Annotated in this window: 19 protein-coding genes; 9 read left to right on the top strand and 10 right to left on the bottom strand. The window is 71.1% G+C overall.

Annotation, left to right across the window (positions count from 1 at the left end; translation table 11 throughout):
- Positions 1-93 precede the first annotated feature (93 nt).
- The 5 genes from ACIPJY_RS01875 to ACIPJY_RS01855 all read right to left on the bottom strand — a co-directional run bounded on the left by ACIPJY_RS01875 (position 94) and on the right by ACIPJY_RS01855 (position 4,098).
- Positions 94-378, bottom strand: a complete 285-nt coding sequence (locus ACIPJY_RS01875; protein WP_400468126.1) for a hypothetical protein — start codon at positions 376-378, stop codon at positions 94-96.
- Positions 368-805: a flagellar export chaperone FliS gene (gene fliS / locus ACIPJY_RS01870; RefSeq protein ID WP_400460192.1), complete on the bottom strand. Its 438-nt coding sequence runs from the start codon at positions 803-805 to the stop codon at positions 368-370. The genes ACIPJY_RS01875 and fliS overlap by 11 nt, the downstream gene beginning before the upstream one ends.
- An 11-nt stretch (positions 806-816) precedes the next feature.
- The gene (gene fliD / locus ACIPJY_RS01865; RefSeq protein WP_400460194.1) at positions 817-2,223 is read right to left on the bottom strand and encodes a flagellar filament capping protein FliD; all 1,407 of its coding nucleotides are present in this window, start codon (positions 2,221-2,223) and stop codon (positions 817-819) included.
- A gap of 85 nt (positions 2,224-2,308) precedes the next feature.
- Complete coding sequence (locus ACIPJY_RS01860) at positions 2,309-3,148, bottom strand: flagellin (protein ID WP_400460196.1); 840 nt, start codon at positions 3,146-3,148, stop codon at positions 2,309-2,311.
- 131 nt (positions 3,149-3,279) lie between these two features.
- Positions 3,280-4,098 (bottom strand): sigma-70 family RNA polymerase sigma factor, encoded by an 819-nt coding sequence (locus tag ACIPJY_RS01855; protein ID WP_400460198.1) that lies wholly within the window; start codon positions 4,096-4,098, stop codon positions 3,280-3,282.
- Between the two features lie 411 nt (positions 4,099-4,509).
- Here ACIPJY_RS01855 and ACIPJY_RS01850 point away from each other — a divergent pair, with 411 nt between their 5' ends.
- The 6 genes from ACIPJY_RS01850 to ACIPJY_RS01825 all read left to right on the top strand — a co-directional run bounded on the left by ACIPJY_RS01850 (position 4,510) and on the right by ACIPJY_RS01825 (position 9,995).
- A complete protein-coding gene (locus ACIPJY_RS01850; protein WP_400460200.1) occupies positions 4,510-4,995 on the top strand; it encodes a flagellar protein FlgN in 486 nt (161 codons plus the stop codon).
- 4 nt (positions 4,996-4,999) lie between these two features.
- The gene (gene flgK, locus ACIPJY_RS01845) at positions 5,000-6,421 is read left to right on the top strand and encodes a flagellar hook-associated protein FlgK (RefSeq protein WP_400460202.1); all 1,422 of its coding nucleotides are present in this window, start codon (positions 5,000-5,002) and stop codon (positions 6,419-6,421) included.
- Between the two features lie 2 nt (positions 6,422-6,423).
- Complete coding sequence (gene flgL, locus ACIPJY_RS01840) at positions 6,424-7,305, top strand: flagellar hook-associated protein FlgL (RefSeq protein ID WP_400460204.1); 882 nt, start codon at positions 6,424-6,426, stop codon at positions 7,303-7,305.
- Positions 7,302-7,697: a flagellar assembly protein FliW gene (gene fliW / locus ACIPJY_RS01835; protein WP_400460206.1), complete on the top strand. Its 396-nt coding sequence runs from the start codon at positions 7,302-7,304 to the stop codon at positions 7,695-7,697. Before flgL ends, fliW begins: the two co-directional genes overlap by 4 nt.
- 295 nt (positions 7,698-7,992) lie before the next feature.
- On the top strand, positions 7,993-8,922 hold the full coding sequence (locus ACIPJY_RS01830; RefSeq protein ID WP_400460208.1) for a hypothetical protein: 930 nt from the start codon (positions 7,993-7,995) through the stop codon (positions 8,920-8,922).
- Positions 8,923-9,113: 191 nt separating this feature from the next.
- Positions 9,114-9,995: a hypothetical protein gene (locus ACIPJY_RS01825; RefSeq protein ID WP_400460210.1), complete on the top strand. Its 882-nt coding sequence runs from the start codon at positions 9,114-9,116 to the stop codon at positions 9,993-9,995.
- Here the strand turns inward: ACIPJY_RS01825 and ACIPJY_RS01820 are convergent.
- Together ACIPJY_RS01820 and ACIPJY_RS01815 are read right to left on the bottom strand one after the other, a co-directional pair.
- Positions 9,992-10,960 (bottom strand): beta-ketoacyl-ACP synthase 3, encoded by a 969-nt coding sequence (locus tag ACIPJY_RS01820; RefSeq protein ID WP_400460212.1) that lies wholly within the window; start codon positions 10,958-10,960, stop codon positions 9,992-9,994. The genes ACIPJY_RS01825 and ACIPJY_RS01820 overlap by 4 nt on opposite strands.
- Before the next feature lie 84 nt (positions 10,961-11,044).
- The gene (locus tag ACIPJY_RS01815) at positions 11,045-11,437 is read right to left on the bottom strand and encodes a ChaB family protein (protein ID WP_400460214.1); all 393 of its coding nucleotides are present in this window, start codon (positions 11,435-11,437) and stop codon (positions 11,045-11,047) included.
- 172 nt (positions 11,438-11,609) lie between these two features.
- Here ACIPJY_RS01815 and ACIPJY_RS01810 point away from each other — a divergent pair, with 172 nt between their 5' ends.
- The gene (locus ACIPJY_RS01810) at positions 11,610-12,581 is read left to right on the top strand and encodes an aldo/keto reductase (RefSeq protein ID WP_400460216.1); all 972 of its coding nucleotides are present in this window, start codon (positions 11,610-11,612) and stop codon (positions 12,579-12,581) included.
- A gap of 91 nt (positions 12,582-12,672) precedes the next feature.
- Here the strand turns inward: ACIPJY_RS01810 and ACIPJY_RS01805 are convergent, their stop codons facing one another.
- From ACIPJY_RS01805 to zapE, 3 genes are all read right to left on the bottom strand, one after another.
- Entirely contained in the window at positions 12,673-13,323 is a 651-nt protein-coding gene (locus ACIPJY_RS01805; RefSeq protein ID WP_400460218.1) for a tyrosine-protein phosphatase, read from the bottom strand.
- Between the two features lie 252 nt (positions 13,324-13,575).
- Positions 13,576-14,850: an ammonium transporter gene (locus tag ACIPJY_RS01800; RefSeq protein WP_400460220.1), complete on the bottom strand. Its 1,275-nt coding sequence runs from the start codon at positions 14,848-14,850 to the stop codon at positions 13,576-13,578.
- Positions 14,851-15,186: 336 nt separating this feature from the next.
- Positions 15,187-16,194 carry a cell division protein ZapE gene (gene zapE / locus ACIPJY_RS01795; protein WP_400460222.1) on the bottom strand — a complete coding sequence of 336 codons (1,008 nt, stop codon included), beginning with the start codon at positions 16,192-16,194 and terminating at the stop codon, positions 15,187-15,189.
- Positions 16,195-16,324: 130 nt separating this feature from the next.
- Here zapE and ACIPJY_RS01790 point away from each other — a divergent pair, with 130 nt between their 5' ends.
- On the top strand, positions 16,325-17,236 hold the full coding sequence (locus ACIPJY_RS01790; RefSeq protein WP_400460224.1) for a sulfurtransferase: 912 nt from the start codon (positions 16,325-16,327) through the stop codon (positions 17,234-17,236).
- A complete protein-coding gene (locus tag ACIPJY_RS01785) occupies positions 17,233-17,685 on the top strand; it encodes a SufE family protein (protein ID WP_400460226.1) in 453 nt (150 codons plus the stop codon). Before ACIPJY_RS01790 ends, ACIPJY_RS01785 begins: the two co-directional genes overlap by 4 nt.
- The last annotated feature ends 49 nt before the right edge of the window (positions 17,686-17,734 follow it).

The raw sequence follows: 17,734 nt of genomic DNA, 5'->3' as shown, positions 1-17,734 counted from the left end.
CGCCCCGCGCGTGGGCGGTCGTTTCGCGCGTAGGAGGTGAGAACTTCGGACCACCGACGCTCGTTTCGACTTCCTCCGCGCGGTTCGACCGCGCTACGCGGAGGCGTCGAGGTAGACCGAGCGCTGCGGCTCGCGGGTCGCGTCGACCTGGCGCAGCGCACCGAGGTGGTCGAGCGTCGCGCGCCGCTCCTGTTCCAGGACCGCGATGCGGTCCCGCTGCGCGGCGAGCAGCCGGGAGGCCCGACCCACCAGGACCCGCGGGATCCGACCCAGCCCGGTCGGCTCGCGCCACGGGGCCGGGTCGTCGACGACGGCCGCCTGCTCGAGGGAGGTGAGCACGGCCTCCCAAGCGGCGGTCCGGTCCTGCTCAGGCGACACCGAGGGCCCCGCCCGTCGTGTGCTGCGCCGGTGCCGGCGTCGCCGGCATCGCGGCGGCCGCGTCGTGCCATGCCTGGCGCAGCGGGTCGAGGATGCGGATGCAGTCGCGGGTGGCCTGCACGTCGCGGTGTACGTTCGCGGTGATCAGCGAGGTCGAGGCGTAGTTGTAGATCGCCAGGAGGCCCTCGCCGCCGTCCCACGCGTCGATGCGCAGCGTCGCGGAGAGTTCGCCGACGATGGCCTGGGCATGCAGGAGCTGCTCGCGGGCACCGTCCCAGTCGCTCCGGACCTGTGCGGCCTCGGCACGGTGCAGGTCGAGGAGGAGCCGGTCGTACAGCAGCGTCACGAGCTGGGCGGGCGTCGCGGAGAGGACGGCCTCGTTCGTGTACTGGGCGCGGCGGCGTTGGGCCAGGTTGTCGTAGGTCATGGGGTTCCCGATCAGCTCGAGGTGCTCGAGAGCTGGCTGGTGAGCCAGCTCGACTGCGACTGGAGCTTGCTGAGGCTGGTCTCGAGCGCGGCGTACTGCGTCTGCAGCGCGGACTTGCGCGATGCGAGGCGGTCCGTCCAGCGGTCGATCTGGTCGTTGAGGTCCTTGACCACCGACTGCTGGCCGGTGATCGCGGTGGTGATGGAGCCCGTGTACTTGTCCGAGATGGCCGTCGCGGCGGACCCGACCGAGGTCGCGAGTCCGGAGATGATCGCCTGGGTGCCCTGCGGGTCGGTGGTGAGGGCCTTCTGGAAGACGTCGGCGTCGAACGTGAAGTCGCCGTCCTTGGTGATCGAGATGCCGATCGACGACGGGGACTTGCCGTTCACCGGGGCGGACATGGTGCTCGTGAGGCGCTGCACGGCGTCGCGCGTGGTGGCGTCGCCGAGGAGCACGCCGGCCGTGGTGGTCGTGGTGCCGGTGGTCGCGCTGGTCGTGCTCGTGAGGCCGGTGTTCGAGCCGTAGTACGAGGTGATCGCGTTGAAGGCGTCGACCAGGCCGGACGCGACGGCCTGCGCCTGGGTCGTGTCCTGTGCGACGGTCACCGTCACCGGGTCGGTCGTCGGCTTGGTGACCGTGACGGTGAGGCCGGGGACCAGGTCGGTGAAGGTGTTCGACGCGCTCGTCACCGTCTGTGCTGCGGCGGTGCCCGCCCACAGCGTGACCGACGCGTCGGAGGCCTGCGTGACGACGGCCGCGCCGATCTCGGTGAGGACGTTCGTGGCGGTGCCCGCTGCGACGTCGTCGGCGGTCCCGCGGGAGATCGTGAACGCGCCCGCGGCGCCCGTCGTGGTGGAGGTGAGCTGCAGGCGGTAGAGCTTCGTGCCGTTCGCGTCCGTCCCGGCGGCGACCTTGGTGGCGGTGACGCCGGCGCCGGACTTCGTGATCGCGGACGCGACGTCGTCGAGCGAGCCCGACCCCGGCGTGACCGTGGTCGTGGTGCCGTCGGCCCTGGTGATCGTGATCGGCTGGGGGTCGGCGGACCAGGTCGACATCGCCGCGGTGACGCCGATCTGCGCCGACGCGGTGGTGCCGACGCTGAACGAGACCGAGCCAGCGGTGGCGTTCGCGCCGGTCGCCACGGTGACCGCAGCGTTCGAGCTCGTGGCACTGAACACGTCGAGCGAGGAGGCCTTCGCGGCCGCCGTGGCCTTCGTCGCGAGGGTCTGGACCAACGAGTTGATCGTCTGCAGCGACGAGATGAACGAGTTGGTCGTCGTGACCTTGTTCTTGAGGAGCGTCTGCGGGACCGACTCGATCGACATGAGCGAGTTGATCAGGCTCGTGGTGTCGAGCCCGGAGACGAGTCCGTCGATGGCGAAGTTGCCGCTGGTCGACGACACGGACGACGTGGTCATCGTGGCTCCTCGGGAGGGTCGTGGTCAGGGACGGTGTGCCGCTCCCCAGGACACCTGAACGGTCCCGGAGAGCGGCACCACGCGACTAGCGGAGCAGCGAGAGGACGTTCTGCGTGCTCTGGTTCGCCTGCGCGAGCATCGACGTGCCGGCCTGGCTGAGGATGTTGTCGCGCGTGTACTTGACCATCTCCTCCGCCATGTCGACGTCGGTGATGCGCGAGGACGCAGCGGTGAGGTTCTCCTTGGCCACGTTCGTCACGTTGATGGCGTGGTCGAAGCGGTTCTGGATGGCACCGATGTTCGAACGAGCCGACGACACGTACTTGATCTGCTTGTCGATCTCGGTGATCGCGGCCTGCGCGTTGTCGGCGCTGTCGAAGGTGAGGGCACCCACGGCGTCGGCCACGTCGCTGACGTTCGCCTTGGAGAGGTCCACGTCGATCTGGCTCGCAGCGTCGCCGTTCGCGCCGACCTGGAACTTCAGGACGCCCGCGGTGCCGGCGGAGCCGTCGAGCAGGTTGATGCCGTTGAAGTTGGTCGACTGCGAGATGCGGGTGAGCTCCTTGGAGAGCTCCCCGACCTCGGTGGTGATCGCCGTGCGCGAGTCCTCGTTGTTCGAGTCGTTGCCGGCCTGCACCGCCAGGTCGCGCATGCGCTGGAGGATCGAGTGGGTCTCGGTGAGACCACCTTCAGCGGTCTGCACGACGGAGATGCCGTCCTGCGCGTTGCGGGCGGCGACCGTGAGGCCACCGACCTGGGACTTCAGCCCCTCGGAGATCGACAGACCGGCCGCGTCGTCGGCAGCACGGTTGATGCGGAGACCCGACGAGAGCTTCTCGAGGGACTTCGACAGGTCGTTCTGCGTCGAGTTGAGGTTCCGGTACGTGTTGAGTGCCGAGAGGTTGGTGTTGATGGACATACCCATGGTGGTTTCCTCCGTGAAATCTGGGTCTTCGCCGGCCCGTCCGTGGGCTGGCAACGGTGCCTGTCGGCCGGGCGGCCGGAGGCGTTAGGAGAACCGTCCCGGATTTCTCCGTCCGGGTCGGTCCCCACGTCTCAGCTCGCGACCACCTGGTGGCCGGTCGCGGCGTCCTGCACGGCGCGGGCCACCCCGACGGCGGCGTTCGCGGCGACCTTGGCGAGGTACGCGCTCCGACGCGCGGCGGTCGTGCGCGAGGCCGGCTCGGGGACCGCTCCCCCGTCGCCGTAGTGCGTGGCGAGGCCGTCGCGGAGCAGCCGCATCGCTTCGGAGCGCTGCTGCGAGACGGCGGAGTGCGTGATGCCGAGCTCGGCGGCCACGTCGGTCACCGAGCGGTCGCCGAAGTACACGGCCTCCACCACGAAGCGCATCCGCTCGGGCAGCGCCTCGACGGCGGCACGGAGGTAGCGTCGGCGCTCGGCCTCGACGAGGTCGTCGCCCGGCATCGGGATCTCGGCGGCGACGGTGTCGTGCACGGTCTCGTCGATCGGCGTGACGGTGCGTCCCGCGTCGCTCATCGCGTCGGCGGCGGTCTGGCGGTCGACACCCATGGCGTCCGCGATCTCCTGCACCGAGACGCTGCGGCCGAGTCGGGAGGACAGCGCCTCCTGTGTCGCGAGCGCCTCGCGGATCCGCTTCCGGGTACCGCGGCTCGCCCAGTCCGCCGAACGCATGTCGTCGGCGATGGCACCGGTGATCCGGGTGCGGGCGTAGGCGCCGAACGGGACGCCGAGCGTGGGGTCGAACGCGTCGGCCGCGGTCACCAGGGCCAGCGAGCCGACGGCGGCGAGGTCGTCGCGGTCGAGGTGGGTTGCGCGGGCACGGACGTCGGACACGATGTACCCCACGAGCGGCAGGTGCTCGGTGATCATCGCGTTGCGTTCGGTGCGGTCCATGCGCTTCCCCTGGTCGTCTCGGTGTGACTGACCCCGTCCGTGGGGCTGACCCTGTCGGTGGGCATGGCGATCACCGGCCGCGTGGAGGCCGGGTGGTACGCCGAAGAACCGCCCGGGTCCCTCCGAGCGGTGCACCTGCGCCCCTGTGACGCGCCCCGGTTGTCCCCCGGGGGTGCGAATCCGAATGTATCGGCTGGCAATCCCCTGAACACCCCCGCAGGCGTCCCCAGTGCGGGGGGACGAGGGGGTTTTCCCGGTCGGCATTTGGGAGGACACGGGGTGGAGAACGGTCGTTCCTGACCCCCGTTGTGGAGGAGCGTCGCCTCCCCCGGCGTTCGCACCGCTTACGTCGGTGGTGGCGCTGCCGATAGTCCTCGGTGTCCACAGGACGACCGACACCGGGAGGAGATGATGAGCGTGAACGACCTGTCCGCCGTGCTCTGGCGCGAACGAGAACTGCTCGAACTGCTCACGTTCAAGCTCGAGGAGGAGCAGCTGCTGCTCGCCGCCGGGCGCTCCCGCTGGGTGTCCCACGCCAGCCGTGAGGTCGAGCAGGTGCTCGAACGCCTCCGCACGACCGGCCTCGAGCGCAGCGCGCAGAGCGCCGCCGTCGCCGAGGAGTGGGGCGTCGACCCCGCGGCACCCCTGCGCGAGGTCGTCGCAGCGGCGCCGAACGGCCCGTGGGGCGAGATCCTCGCCGCCCACCTGCAGGCGATGCTCGAGCTCACCACCCAGATCGGCGCGCTCCGCGACGAGAACGACCGATTCCTCCGCACCGCCGCGCAGGCGACCGAGGAGACCCTCGCCGGCACAGTCGGCGACACCGCGACGTACGACGCCACCGGGTCCTCCGGCCGCGCGGCGGGCGAAGCGCGCCTGTTCGACGGGAACCTGTAGCGCCGTGGTCAGCACCTTCGGATCCCTCGCGACCGCGTACTCCGGTCTCACCGCAGCGCGCGCCGGCATCGACGTCACCGGGCAGAACATCGCCAACGCCGGCACCACCGGGTACACGCGGCAGCGCATCACCCAGACCTCCGTCCCCACCGTCCAGACCGGGTTCGTCCGTGGCACCGCGGCGCTCGCCGGCCAGGGCGTGTCGGTCGACGGCATCGCGCGACTCGGCTCCCTCACCCTCGACGCCGGCGTCCGTGCGGCTGCCGGGTCGTCCGCGTACGCCACGGCCAGGGCGACCGCGCTCGACCAGCTCGAGACCGGGCTGCACGAGCCCGGATCGGACGGCCTCTCCGCGAAGCTCGACGACTTCTGGTCGGCCTGGAGCGACCTCGCCACGCACACCGACGACCCGGGTGCCGCGACCGCGCTCCTCGGCGCCGCGAACACCGTCGCCTCGGCACTCGCGAGCGGCTCGAAGGCCGTCGACGCCCAGTGGACGAGCGTCCGGAACACCGTCGCCGGGCAGGTCTCGCAGCTGAACGACGCGGCGAAGCAGGTCGCCGACCTCAACGGCACGATCCGCGCCACCCTCGCCGGCGGCGGGAACGCCAACGAGCTCATCGACCAGCGCGACCAGCTCACCGAGCAGATCGCCTCCCTGGCCGGCGGCACCACGCGGACAAACGCGGACGGCACCGTCGACGTGCTCGTCGGCGGCAACCCGCTCGTGCAGGGCACCGACGCCCGCGCGGTGACCATCGGCGGCGGCACCCGGCTCGGTGACGGTTCTGCCGTGACCCTGACGTGGGCGTCCGGCTCCGGCACCGCGGTCGCGCTCGACGGCGGGTCGATCGCCGGGAACGTCTCGATGCTCGCGCCGGCGGACGCGAACGGCACCGGTGGTGCACTCGCGCAGGCGTCCGCCGCGTACGACGCCGTCGCCACCGCGATCGCCACCCAGGTGAACGCCGCGCACCACGCCGGCACCACGCCCGCCGGCACCACCGGCGTCGACTTCTTCGCCCTGACCGCCGGCGTGCCGGCGGCGCAGGGCCTCACCGTCGTCCCCACCGATGCCAGCGGCATCGCGACGCGGAACGCGGCGGGCGACCACGACGGCTCGGTCGCCGACGCCATCGGCCAGCTGGGCGCCGCGCTCGGCGCGCCCGACCGCACGTGGGCGACGTTCGTGGCGGGGGTGGGCACCGCCTCCCGGTCGGCCACGTCCGAATCGACGCTCACCGGACTAGCGCTCACCAACGCGCGCACCCAGCAGCAGTCGAGCGCCGGCGTCGACCTCGACGAGGAGAACGTGAACCTGCTGAACTACCAGCACGCGTACCAGGGCGCGGCACGCGTCCTGACGGCCGTCGACGAGATGCTCGACACCCTCATCAACCGCGTCGGCCTCGTCGGGAGGGGATGACGATGATCACCCGGGTCACCACCCAGATGTCCATGGCCGCCGCGACCACGCGCCTGCAGGCGGGGGCGGCGAAGCTCGCACAGCTCACCGACCAGGCGACCACGCTGCGGAACATCGGCAAGCCGTCGGACGACCCCGTCGGCACCGCGTCCGCGATGCAGGTCCGCAAGGAGCAGGCCGCGAACGCGCAGTACACCCGCAACGCGAACGACGCCGTCGGGTGGCTCGCGAACACCGACAGCGCGCTCGGCGACGTCTACTCGGTGCTGTCGAAGGTGCGGGACCTCACCGTGCAGGCGGCGAACACGGGCACCATGAGCGACACCGACCGCGACGCCTACGTGACGCAGTTCCAGGCGCTGGCCGCGGACCTGGCGTCGAGCGCGAACGCCTCGTACGGCACCCGTTCGGTGTTCGCCGGGTCCTCGACGGCGGCGACCGCGTACGACCCCGCGACCGGGTGGGCGTCCGCCACCGCGCCCGTCGAGCGGCGCATCGGCGACGGCACCACGCTGCGGGTGGACACCGCGGGGACGGACGTGTTCGGCTCCGGGTCGTCGTCGGTGTTCTCGATGATCGACTCCATCGTCTCCGACCTGCAGAACGGCGTGAACGTGAATCCCCGGCTGAACGACGTCGACGCGCACATCGCCACCGTGCGCGGTGTGCAGGCCGACGTCGGTGTGCGGCACGCCGCGGCACTGGCGGCGCAGTCGTCGCTGGCCTCCGGAGCGGTCTCGCTGGAGTCCCGCCGGTCCTCGATCGAGGACAAGGACCTCGCGAAGGCCGTCCTCGACCTGCAGGTGCAGCAGACCAACTACCAGGCAGCCCTCGCCGTCACCGCGAAGGTCCTGCAGCCGACCCTGATGGACTACCTCTCATGAGCAACATCCCCCTCACGTTCGCCGTCGCGCCGTTCGGTCTCGAGCCCCTGGTGTCGTTCACGCTCGTCCCGGTCGCCGGCGCTGACGGGCTGTTCACGCTGGTCGGGTTCGGCGTCACGGCGTCCGGCGTCAGCGACCCGCGGCTGTTCCTGCTCGACGCGGCGTCGCACCTGCCCTCGTACGCGCCGTCGCTCTCCGACGCGCAGGCGGCCTCGATCGGGCTCGCTGCCGCGTCGGACGCGATGCTCCTGGTCGTGGCGAACCCCGGCGCCGCCGGCACCACCGTGAACCTGCTCGCCCCCGTCGTGGTGAACGCCCGCACGGGCGTCGGCGCGCAGTTCATCCTGGAGGACCAGGACCTCCCGCTGCGCGCGGAGCTCGCGCGGCGGTAGCGCGGGCGGCGCGCTTGCGGCGCGCGCTGCGCGCTTGCCGCGCTTGCGTCCCCCGCTGGGGTCCCGGTTCGCGCCACTGTTTCGACACCGCTCGAGTCGATCGTGTTCTGCGGTGTCGAAGTTTGCGGACGCATCCGTTGCACGTGCATGGTCCGACACGGCACCGGTCGATCGACTTCTGCGGTGTCGGAACTTGCACGCGCATCAGCCCTCCACAGGCAGCGCTTCCGAGTGATCCGTCCACAGATGTCGTCGGCGGGCCGTGCCGAACAGCGGGCTCCCGGAGGCTCGGGGCATGCGATCGCCAGCCTTCGACGTCCCCCTCCTCCGGACGAGCACCCTCTTCGGTGCCGAACGCCGCGCGGCGGAGCGCGACGTCCACCGGGGGCGGCTCCTCCGCATCAGGTCGGGGGTGCTCGTCCGGCCGGACGCGGTCACGGGGCTCAGTGCAGCGGACCAGCACGTGCTCCTCGTCCGGGCGTCGCTGCCCCGGGTGACGCCGGGTTCCGTCGTCGGCTGGTTGTCCGCGAGCAGCCTGCACGGGCTCCCGCACGTGGGGGCGTGGCCGTCGAAGGTGCACCTCCTCGACCCGACGACGGCGAACACCACGGTGACCGCGTGGTTCGTCCGGCACGGCGCGGCGCGGCACCCGTTCTCGACCCCCGCCGACGTGCACGGGACCCCCGTCAGTGACCTCATCAGGACGGTCGTCGACGTCGCAGCCACCCAACCGGCACTGAAGTCGCTGCCGGCCGTCGATCACGTCCTCCGACATCGCGACGTCGACCGGGCGGACCTCGCTGCCGCGATCGAGACGGTGGGGCCGAAGGCACGTGCTCGGGCGCGGGCGGCCGTCGAGATGGGGTCGGTGCTGTCGGGTTCCCCCGCGGAATCGGTGTGCCGGGTGCGGTTCCGTCAGCTCCGGGCGCCCGACCCGGTGCAGCAACAGGAGTTCGTCCGGGCCGGCGAACGGCGCGCGGTCGTCGACTTCTGGTTCCCCGACCAGGGCGTCGTCGTCGAGGTGGACGGCCGCGCCAAGTACGAGGACCCCGCGATGCTCGCGGGAGCCTCCTCGGCGGACGCGTATTGGCAGGAGAAGCAGCGCGAGGACTTCGTTCGGTCCTTCGCCGAGGTCCGTGGGTTCGTCCGGCTGACCTGGGCCGACCTGATGGACCCGGAGGTGATCCGTGCCAAGCTCACCCGCGCCGGCATCCCGTGCCGCTGACGACAGACACCGGAGCACGCCGGTGGTGGCCGGGGGTCAGGGCCGCGACGGCGCTCCGGGGTGGTGCGCCCGTTGCCGCTCGACGACGAACGCCGCGACCGTCAGGAACCCCGCCGCCCGACGGACGGCATCGGATGCGTGTTCTGGAGCCATCCAGCGAGCCTCCCACATGCCCGGCGTAGCGTGGCGGCATGGCCCCGAAGCAGAACAACCGGTCGGACCAGCGGGACCACGCGATCGTGCCGCTGCCGCTCGCCCCCGTCGACCAGACGGATCCGCAGACCCGACTCCCGACGACCGCGAAGGGCTGGGCCAAGTGGCTCGACCGTGTGCTGGACGTACAGCGTCCGGTCGTGGTCGCACACGTCAACGGCATCCGGCGCCGGAACCCCAATGCATCCCCGGCCGAGGTGATCCAGATCCTCGAGCGGCACTACCTGACGGCGGTGACGACCGGTGGCGCCGCGGTGGGTGCGAGCGCTGTGGTACCCGGGATCGGCATCGCGGCGAGCTTCGGCCTGAGCGGCGCGGAGACCGTCGGCTTCCTCGAGACGACCGCGCTCTTCGCCCAGTCGGTGACCGAGGTGCACGGCATCGCCCTGGACGACCCGGAGCGTTCCCGCACGCTGGTGATGGCGATGATCCTCGGCACGCCGGGCACCCAGCTCATCAAGCAGCTCGCGGGTCAGGCTGCCGGCGGTCAGGTCCGCACGGCGTTCTGGGGCGAGATGGTCGCGTCCTCGCTCCCCCAGCAGGCGGTCAGCGGCATCGGCAAGCAGGTCCGCGACTCCTTCGTGAAGCGGTTCGCCGCCAGGCAGGGCACGTCGATGCTCGGTCGCGCGCTGCCCTTCGGGATCGGTGCCGCGGTCGGTGGGCTCGGCAACCACGCGCTGGGGCGCAAGGTGATCCAGGCCTCACGCACCGGCTTCGGTCTGCCGCCGGCGCACTTCCCGATCGTCCTGGAGTCGAAGGCCCCGAAGCAGCGTCAGCTGCCGTGGCGCCGTCGCAAGGACGAACCCGACGCGACCGGCACGGACGACACGAGCGGGAAGCGCTCCGACACCGCGCTCTAGAACGCCCTGACCGGCGTCGTCACGACCTGCCCGGCGTGGGCGAACCCGCCGCCGAACCCGAACAGCAGCGCGGGCACACCCTCGGGCAGGTCCCCGCGTGCCCAGGCCTTCGACAGGCCCAACGGCACGCTGGCGGCCGAGGTGTTCCCGGACTCCACGACGTCGCGGATCACGAACTTCGACTCTCCGCCGAGCGCGGTGACGAGCGGCTCGATGATCCGCAGGTTCGCCTGGTGGAACGCGAACACCTGGATGTCGTCCATCGTCAGGCCCGCCTGCTCCACGACGCGACGGGCGTGCCCCTCGGCCTCGGTGATCGCCCAGCGGTAGATCGACCGACCCTCCTGGGAGAACCGCTCCGGGTCTCCGTCGACCACGACCGCGCGCTCCAGGTGCGGCACGCTGCCCCACGAGACCGGGCCGATCTCGGGCGTCGAGGACACCCCGAGCACCGCTGCGCCGGCGCCGTCACCCACCAGCACGCACGTGGTGCGGTCGGTCCAGTCGACGATGCCCGACAGCAACTCCGACCCGATCACGAGCGCGGTGTCGGCGGACCCGGTCCGGATCGCCTGGTCGGCGAGCGCCATCGCGTACTCGAACCCGCTGCACGCGGTGTTGATGTCGATCGGGGCCGGTCCGTTCGCCATCCCGAGCGCCGCAGCGACCCGTCCGGCGGTGTACGGCGCACGATCGCGGTGCGTCGTGGACGCGACGATCACCAGGTCGACGTCCCCGGGCAGCACCCCGGCGTCGGCCAGGGCAGCGGCGCCCGCTGCCGTCGCCATCGAGGTCACGGTGTCGTCGGGGCCGGCGATGTGGCGAGTGGAGATGCCCGTCCGGGACACGATCCACTCGTCGTTGGTGTCGACCATCGTGGAGAGCTCGTCGTTGGTGAGGACGCGGGACGGCTGGTGGTGTCCGAACCCGAGGATCCGGCTGCCGCGGAGTGCTGGGATGTTCATCCGCCGCACGTTACTCCGCCCCGGGACAGGCCCATGCCCGACCAGGAATACAGCGGTGGACGTACGGTCCGCGGTGGGACCACGTCAGCGCCGCGATCGGTCGCTCTCCCGACGGTTCGCCTTCTTGATCGCCTCGACGAGCTCGCCCTTGTCCATCGTCGACCGCCCGCTGACGTCGAGCCGCCTCGCGACGTCCATCAGGTGCGCCTTCGAGGCGTTCGCGTCGACACCCTCCTGCGTCGCCCCGGATCCGCGGGAACCCGCCGCGCCGGAGTCAGAGGGCCCGGACGACTCCTTCGCCTCCCAGTGGTCGCCCACCTTCTCGTACTCGTGCTTCACGGCTGCGTACGCGGTGCGGTGCGCGCGCTCACCGTCGCCGTACTCCTCCTCGGCGGAGTCGAGCGCGGCGACGAACACCTCCTGCGCGTGCTTCGGCGAACGCTGCAGGGTGCTCGGGATCTCGTCCTCTGCTGGCATGGTCTGTTCCTTCCTGACGACCGGCTTCCTGACACGACCGGCTTCCTGGCACGACCGACGCCGGAGCGCGAGCCGCACGACACGGCCGACGGTGACCGAACGCCGTGCCCTTCCCCGTCACCGGTACTCCCAGGGCCTGGCAGGACTCCGAGCCGAGCGGTAGACACGACCCATGGACTACACACATCTCGGACGGACAGGGCTGTCGGTCTCGCGAGCCGTGCTCGGGACGATGAACTTCGGCCCGGAGACCAGCGAGGACGACTCCCACGCGATCATGGACCGGGCGCACGAGCTCGGCGTGAACTTCTTCGACACCGCCAACGGCTACGGCGGCTCGGTGGGCAAGGGTGCCACCGAGGAGATCATCGGCCGCTGGTTCGCGAAGGGCGGCGGTCGCCGCGAGAAGACGGTCCTCGCGACCAAGGTCTACGGCGACATGATCGACTGGCCGAACGGCGGGAAGCTCTCCGCGTACAACATCCGGCAGTCGCTAGACGCCAGCCTCCGGCGTCTGCAGACGGACCACATCGACCTGTACCAGATGCACCACGTCGACCGGGACACCCCCTGGGACGAGATCTGGCAGGCGATGGAGCTCGCCGTCCAGCAGGGCAAGGTGCTCTACGTCGGTTCCTCGAACTTCGCCGGCTGGCACATCGCCCAGGCGCAGGAAGCCGCGAAGCACCGCAACTTCCTCGGCCTGGTCAGCGAGCAGTCGATCTACAACCTCGTCGTCCGCGACGTCGAGCGCGAGGTCCTGCCCGCCGCCCGCCACTACGGTCTCGGGGTCATCCCGTGGTCGCCGCTGCAGGGCGGACTCCTCGGCGGCATCATCGAGAAGACCGAACAGGGCTCGCGCCGCCTCTCCGGCCGGAGCGCCGAGTACGTCGAAGGCCACCGCGACCAGCTGACCGGCTACGAGGCCTTCGCGAAGGAACTCGGCCACACCCCGGGTGAGCTCGCACTGGCGTGGCTGTTGCACCAGCCGGGCATCACCGCACCGATCACCGGCCCCCGCACCATGGAGCAGTGGGAGTCCGCGGTCCGCGCCGTGGACATCCGTCTCGACGACGCGGCGCTGGCGCGCCTCGACGAGCTGTTCCCCGGGCACAAGACCTCGCCGGAGGACTACGCCTGGTGACCGAGGAACCCCGGACAGGAGGCCCGGTGCGCGTCCGACGCGCACCGGGCCTCCCGTCTGTGGTCACGTCCAGGGCAGCACGTCCGGGGTCTCAGAGCGCGCGGATCTCCGCGTCCGTCAGGCCGATCCAGCGCAGGTAGCCCTCGACGCTCCCCCATCGTGCTTCGACGTACCCGATGACCGTCGTCATGATCTCCGGCACGCAGCGCTGCGCCACCGCCGTCGCCTCGGGATCCGCACTGACGGCACGCTCGCGGGCGAACCGCTCCGCCAGCCCGTCCGCACTCGCCGCGTAGTCCTCGCCGATCCGGTCGATCGACGCACCCCAGAGCCGCGCGAGCAGCGCGCTGACCACCCCGGTGCGGTCCTTCCCCGCCGAGCAGCAGACGAGCACGTCGCCCTCGGTTCCGGCGATCGCCCGGAGCGCAGCGGCGATACCGGTCCGGTGCCGCGTGAGCCAGTCGACGTACTGCTCCTCGAGCTGGACCGCGGAGGCGCCGGACTCGGTCGTGGACGGATCGAACAACGGCACGCCGCGGTACCCGGGCGAGTCGCCGAGCGGGTGCGGGACCCGTTCGACCTCGTCGTCCCGGCGGAGGTCGACCACCGCGGCCAGGGCGGGGTAGGCACTCGCGGGGACGGACTCCTCGGTGTTCGACCGGTACACCGTCCGGGGCCGGTCGTCCTGCAGCCCGGGCCCTCCGACCTCGCGGAGGTTGGTCAGCGTCGACGTCGTCGTCATGCCCCCACCCTGCCACGCCGGAGCACGCGGCACCCCCGACCCCGCGAGGCACCACACACCTGCCGAGACACCGCCGGAAACTGCGGCGTCTCGGACACACAGCGGCGCCTCCGCAGAACGACGGCGCCACGCACCCCGCACACGCCGAAGGCCCCCGCAAACACGCGGGGGCCTCCAGCCGATCAAGACCGGACCAGCCGATCAGGACCGGACCAGCCGATCAGGACCGGACGAGCCGATCAGGACCGGACGCTACCGGACGCCGACCGGGGTCTCGTCGCGGTCTTCGTAGAGCACGTAGCCCTCCTCGCCGTGCACCGCGGTGTCGATGCCGGCGACCTCGTCCTCGGTCTTCACGCGGAAGCCCATCGTCTTCTCGATGATCCACCCGATGATGAACGCCAGCACGAAGGAGTACGCACCGACCGCACCGGCAGCAGCAGCCTGCTTGCCGAGCTGCGCGAACGAGCCGGAGTAGATCAGGCCGGTGTCGTTGGCGAAGATGCCCAGGAACAGCGTGCCGAAGATGCCGCCGACCAGGTGCACGCCGACCACGTCGAGCGAGTCGTCGAAGCCGAGGCGGTACTTCCAGTCGATCGCGAAGCAGCAGACGATGCCCGCGAGGAAGCCGAGCAGGATGCCCCAGCCCGGGGTGAGTGCGGCACAGGCGGGGGTGATCGCGACCAGGCCGGTCACGGCACCGGAAGCGGCACCGATCGACGTGGCCTTGCCGTCCTTGAGCTTCTCGACGAGCAGCCAGCCGAGGATCGCGGCGGCCGGCGCGGCGAGCGTGTTCACCCAGGCGATCGCGGCGATGCCGTCAGCAGCACCCTCGGACCCGGCGTTGAAGCCGAACCAGCCGAACCAGAGGATCGCGGCACCGAGCAGGACGAAGGGCGGGTTGTGCGGCTTGTGCGCACCCTTGGCGAAGCCGACGCGCTTGCCGAGGACGATCGCCAGGGCGAGACCGGCGGCACCGGCGTTGATGTGCACCGCGGTCCCACCGGCGAAGTCGATGACACCCCACGTGGCTGCCCAACCCGAGGTGAGGTTGAAGACCCACGAGGCGACCGGGAAGTAGACGACCGTGACCCAGACGCCGGCGAAGACCATCCAGGCGCCGAACTTGGCGCGGTCGGCGATGGCGCCGGAGATGAGCGCGACCGTGATGATCGCGAAGGTGGCCTGGAAGCCGACGAACGCCATCGACGGGTAGGCGGCGTTGATCGTGGAGGCCTTCGCCTCTTCGAACGCCTGGCCGAGACCGATCTGGTTCCAGTCGATGCTGAAGAAGCCGACGACACCGGAGACGGCCGTGCCGTTCCCGTGGTTGGCGAACGCGATCGCGTAGCCGAAGACGACCCAGAGGACGCTCACCAGTGCGATCGCCCCGAAGGACATCATCATCATGCTGATGACGGACTTGGCCTTCACCAGTCCGCCGTAGAAGAACGCCAGGCCGGGTGTCATGAACAACACCAGCGCTGCCATCACCAACACGAAGGTCGTGTTGCCTTGATCAAGCATGTCTCACCTCTCGATTGCAGTGCGGTCACCACGTCGGCGGTGCTTGCTGTGCATCGGGGCACCGACGTGTCCGCCTCGGGTAGGACAGAGTCTGGCGAGGTGAGGTTTCGTGAGGGAGCACGATGTGTTTCGCGGGTGTAACGCGACGGGTCGGTTTGTAAACGTCGTGTTTCCGGGGCCTCGCGGCCCCCTGGACGGGGGCCAGGAGTTCCCGCAGTCCGTCCGGACGGTGCCCGACACGCGTCGTACAACCCGGACGGGAGGCCCGGCACCAGCCCGGCGGGAAGGGTGAGGCGGCAGGGGGCCGGTGAGCAGACGGGCGGTGCGCCGACGCGCTCAGTCCGCCGCGCGCGTCAGGGCGACGACGCGACTCGCGGCACGCAGGTACTTCTTCCGGTACCCGCCGTCCAGCATCGACGAGGGGTACACCGCGTCGAGGGGCGTCCCGGAGGCGACGATCCGCACCTGCGCGTCGTACAGCCGGTCCACGAGCGCGACCCAGCGCAGCGCGTCGGTCTGGTCGGTGAACTCCGCGACGTCGGTGAGCCCGACCGCGTCCAGCCCGTCGACGAGCGCGACGTACTTCGACGGGTGCACGGAGGCCAGGTGCGCGACGACGGAACCGAAGTCGTCGAGCGTGACCGACCCGGACGCGGGCAACGACGACGCCACGTCCGACACGACCGCGGCGGACTCGTCGACCGCCCGGCGCCGGTAGTCGAGCCCGTCGATGCGCAGCGTGTCGAACCGGTCGGACATCGCCTGGATCTCGCGGAGGAAGTCCTGCGCGGCGAAGCGGCCCTCACCGAGGGCTCCTGGCGGGGTGTTCGACGTGGCGGCGAACCGGGTACCGCTCTCGCTGAGCTCCTTGATGAGCCGCGTCATCACCATGGTGTCGCCCGGGTCGTCGAGCTCGAACTCGTCGATGCACACGAGCGACGTCCCGCGGAGCAGGTCGATCGTCCCCTGGAAGCCGAGCGCGCCGACGAGGGCGGTGTACTCGATGAACGTGCCGAACGTCTTGCGCCCGGGTTCCGCGTGGTACGCCGCGGCGAGCAGGTGGGTCTTCCCGACGCCGAACCCGCCGTCGAGGTAGACGCCCGACTTCGGCGGGGTGTCCGTGGCGGCAGCGCGACGACGGCCGAACAGCCCACGCTTGGCCGGCTCCGGCCGGGTCGCCACGAAGGACTCCACCGCGTCGCGCACCGCTGCTTGGGACGCGTAGTCCGGGTCGGGCCGGTACGACGCGAACGACGCCTCGGTGAACTGGGGCGGCGGCACCAGCGACGCGGCCATCTGCTGGGGGGAGACCTGCGGGTCGCGATCGACGAGGTGCTGGGGCATGCAGTGCCTTCCGGGAAGCGTGTCGTGCGGTGTCACGTTGCATCGGGCAGACAGTACGTCCGCGTACCGTTGCTCCCGACGCCGAGCACCGATCCTAGTCCGGCGCCACGACCCACAAGGAGGCACCTCGATGACCGCACCGGTCGACCCGTCCGACAAGTTCCGCGCCTACGCCCACCCCGAGCGGCTCGTCTCCACCGAGTGGCTCCAGGAACAGCTGGACGCCGGGCAGGGCTCCCCGGACCTGGTCGTCGTCGAGTCCGACGAGGACGTGCTGCTGTACGAGACCGGTCACGTCCCGGGCGCGGTGAAGATCGACTGGCACACCGACCTCAACGACCCGGTGCAGCGCGACTACATCGACGGTGAGGCCTTCGCCCGGCTCGTCGGCGGCAAGGGCATCGGCCGCGACACCACGGTCGTGATCTACGGCGACAAGAACAACTGGTGGGCCGCCTACGCCCTCTGGGTGTTCACGCTCTTCGGCCACGAGGACGTCCGCCTGCTCGACGGCGGCCGCGCGAAGTGGATCGCCGAGGACCGCGCGCTGACGACCGACCGCACCGAGGTCACGCCCGTCGAGTACCCCGTCGTCGAGCGGACCGACACGCTCGTCCGCGCCTTCAAGGAGGACGTGCTCGACCACCTCGGCAAGCCCCTCATCGACGTTCGGAGCGCCCCGGAGTACAGCGGCGACCGCACCACGGCCCCGGACTACCCGGAAGAGGGCGCCCTGCGCGGCGGCCACATCCCGACCGCGGTGAACATCCCGTGGGCGACGGCGGCCGCCGCCGACGGCACGTTCAAGTCCCGCGCGGAACTCGACGCCGTGTACCGCGACGGCGCCGGCATCGGCGACGCGGACGAGGTCATCGCCTACTGCCGCATCGGCGAGCGGTCGAGCCACACCTGGTTCGTGCTGCAGCACCTGCTCGGCTACGAGAACGTCCGCAACTACGACGGCTCCTGGACCGAGTGGGGCAGCGCCGTCCGCGTCCCCATCGTGCAGGGAGCGGAGCCGGGTACGCTGCCGAACCGATGAGCACCGACCTCCCCCAGGCCCTCGCGGAGATCCGCGACGACTTCCTCGAACTGTCCCAGGCCGACCGGCTGCAGCTGCTGCTCGAGTTCTCGAACGAGCTGCCCGCCCTGCCCGAACGCCTCCGCGGACACGAGGACGAACTCGAGCGGGTCGAGGAGTGCCAGTCCCCCGTGTTCATCACGGTGACCGTCGGTGCCGACGGCGACGCACCCGGCATCGTCCGGATGCACGCCACGGCGCCGCGCGAGGCCCCGACCACCCGCGGCTTCGCCTCGATCCTGGCGCAGGGCCTCTCCGGCCTCACCGCCGAGCAGGTCCTGGCCGTGCCGTCCGACTACCCGCTGACCCTCGGCCTGTCCGAGGCGGTCAGCCCGCTGCGGATCCGTGGGATGGTCGGCATGCTCGGTCGGGTGCAGCGACAGGTGCGCGCGCTGGTGGCGGTGCAGTAGACGCACGACCAGACGGGCTGGAGGCCCGGTGCCAGCTGGCACCGGGCCT

The sequence above is a fragment of the Curtobacterium sp. NPDC090223 genome (assembly GCF_044746585.1).
GTDB lineage: Bacteria > Actinomycetota > Actinomycetes > Actinomycetales > Microbacteriaceae > Curtobacterium.
The sequence above is the reverse complement of the archived record's forward strand: the minus strand, read 5'-3'. Positions and strand labels throughout refer to the sequence as shown.

Bases quoted from the DNA above. Each gene is read 5' to 3' on its own strand.
- fliS (WP_400460192.1), bottom strand. From the start codon at position 805: ATGACCTACGACAACCTGGCCCAACGCCGCCGCGCCCAGTACACGAAC.
- flgL (WP_400460204.1), top strand. From the start codon at position 6,424: ATGATCACCCGGGTCACCACCCAGATGTCCATGGCCGCCGCGACCACG.
- ACIPJY_RS01810 (WP_400460216.1), top strand. From the start codon at position 11,610: ATGGACTACACACATCTCGGACGGACAGGGCTGTCGGTCTCGCGAGCC.
- fliD (WP_400460194.1), bottom strand. From the start codon at position 2,223: ATGACCACGTCGTCCGTGTCGTCGACCAGCGGCAACTTCGCCATCGAC.
- ACIPJY_RS01860 (WP_400460196.1), bottom strand. From the start codon at position 3,148: ATGGGTATGTCCATCAACACCAACCTCTCGGCACTCAACACGTACCGG.
- ACIPJY_RS01825 (WP_400460210.1), top strand. From the start codon at position 9,114: ATGGCCCCGAAGCAGAACAACCGGTCGGACCAGCGGGACCACGCGATC.
- ACIPJY_RS01785 (WP_400460226.1), top strand. From the start codon at position 17,233: ATGAGCACCGACCTCCCCCAGGCCCTCGCGGAGATCCGCGACGACTTC.
- ACIPJY_RS01830 (WP_400460208.1), top strand. From the start codon at position 7,993: ATGCGATCGCCAGCCTTCGACGTCCCCCTCCTCCGGACGAGCACCCTC.
- ACIPJY_RS01850 (WP_400460200.1), top strand. From the start codon at position 4,510: ATGAGCGTGAACGACCTGTCCGCCGTGCTCTGGCGCGAACGAGAACTG.
- ACIPJY_RS01800 (WP_400460220.1), bottom strand. From the start codon at position 14,850: ATGCTTGATCAAGGCAACACGACCTTCGTGTTGGTGATGGCAGCGCTG.
- ACIPJY_RS01805 (WP_400460218.1), bottom strand. From the start codon at position 13,323: ATGACGACGACGTCGACGCTGACCAACCTCCGCGAGGTCGGAGGGCCC.
- ACIPJY_RS01820 (WP_400460212.1), bottom strand. From the start codon at position 10,960: ATGAACATCCCAGCACTCCGCGGCAGCCGGATCCTCGGGTTCGGACAC.
- zapE (WP_400460222.1), bottom strand. From the start codon at position 16,194: ATGCCCCAGCACCTCGTCGATCGCGACCCGCAGGTCTCCCCCCAGCAG.
- ACIPJY_RS01815 (WP_400460214.1), bottom strand. From the start codon at position 11,437: ATGCCAGCAGAGGACGAGATCCCGAGCACCCTGCAGCGTTCGCCGAAG.
- ACIPJY_RS01790 (WP_400460224.1), top strand. From the start codon at position 16,325: ATGACCGCACCGGTCGACCCGTCCGACAAGTTCCGCGCCTACGCCCAC.
- ACIPJY_RS01855 (WP_400460198.1), bottom strand. From the start codon at position 4,098: ATGGACCGCACCGAACGCAACGCGATGATCACCGAGCACCTGCCGCTC.
- fliW (WP_400460206.1), top strand. From the start codon at position 7,302: ATGAGCAACATCCCCCTCACGTTCGCCGTCGCGCCGTTCGGTCTCGAG.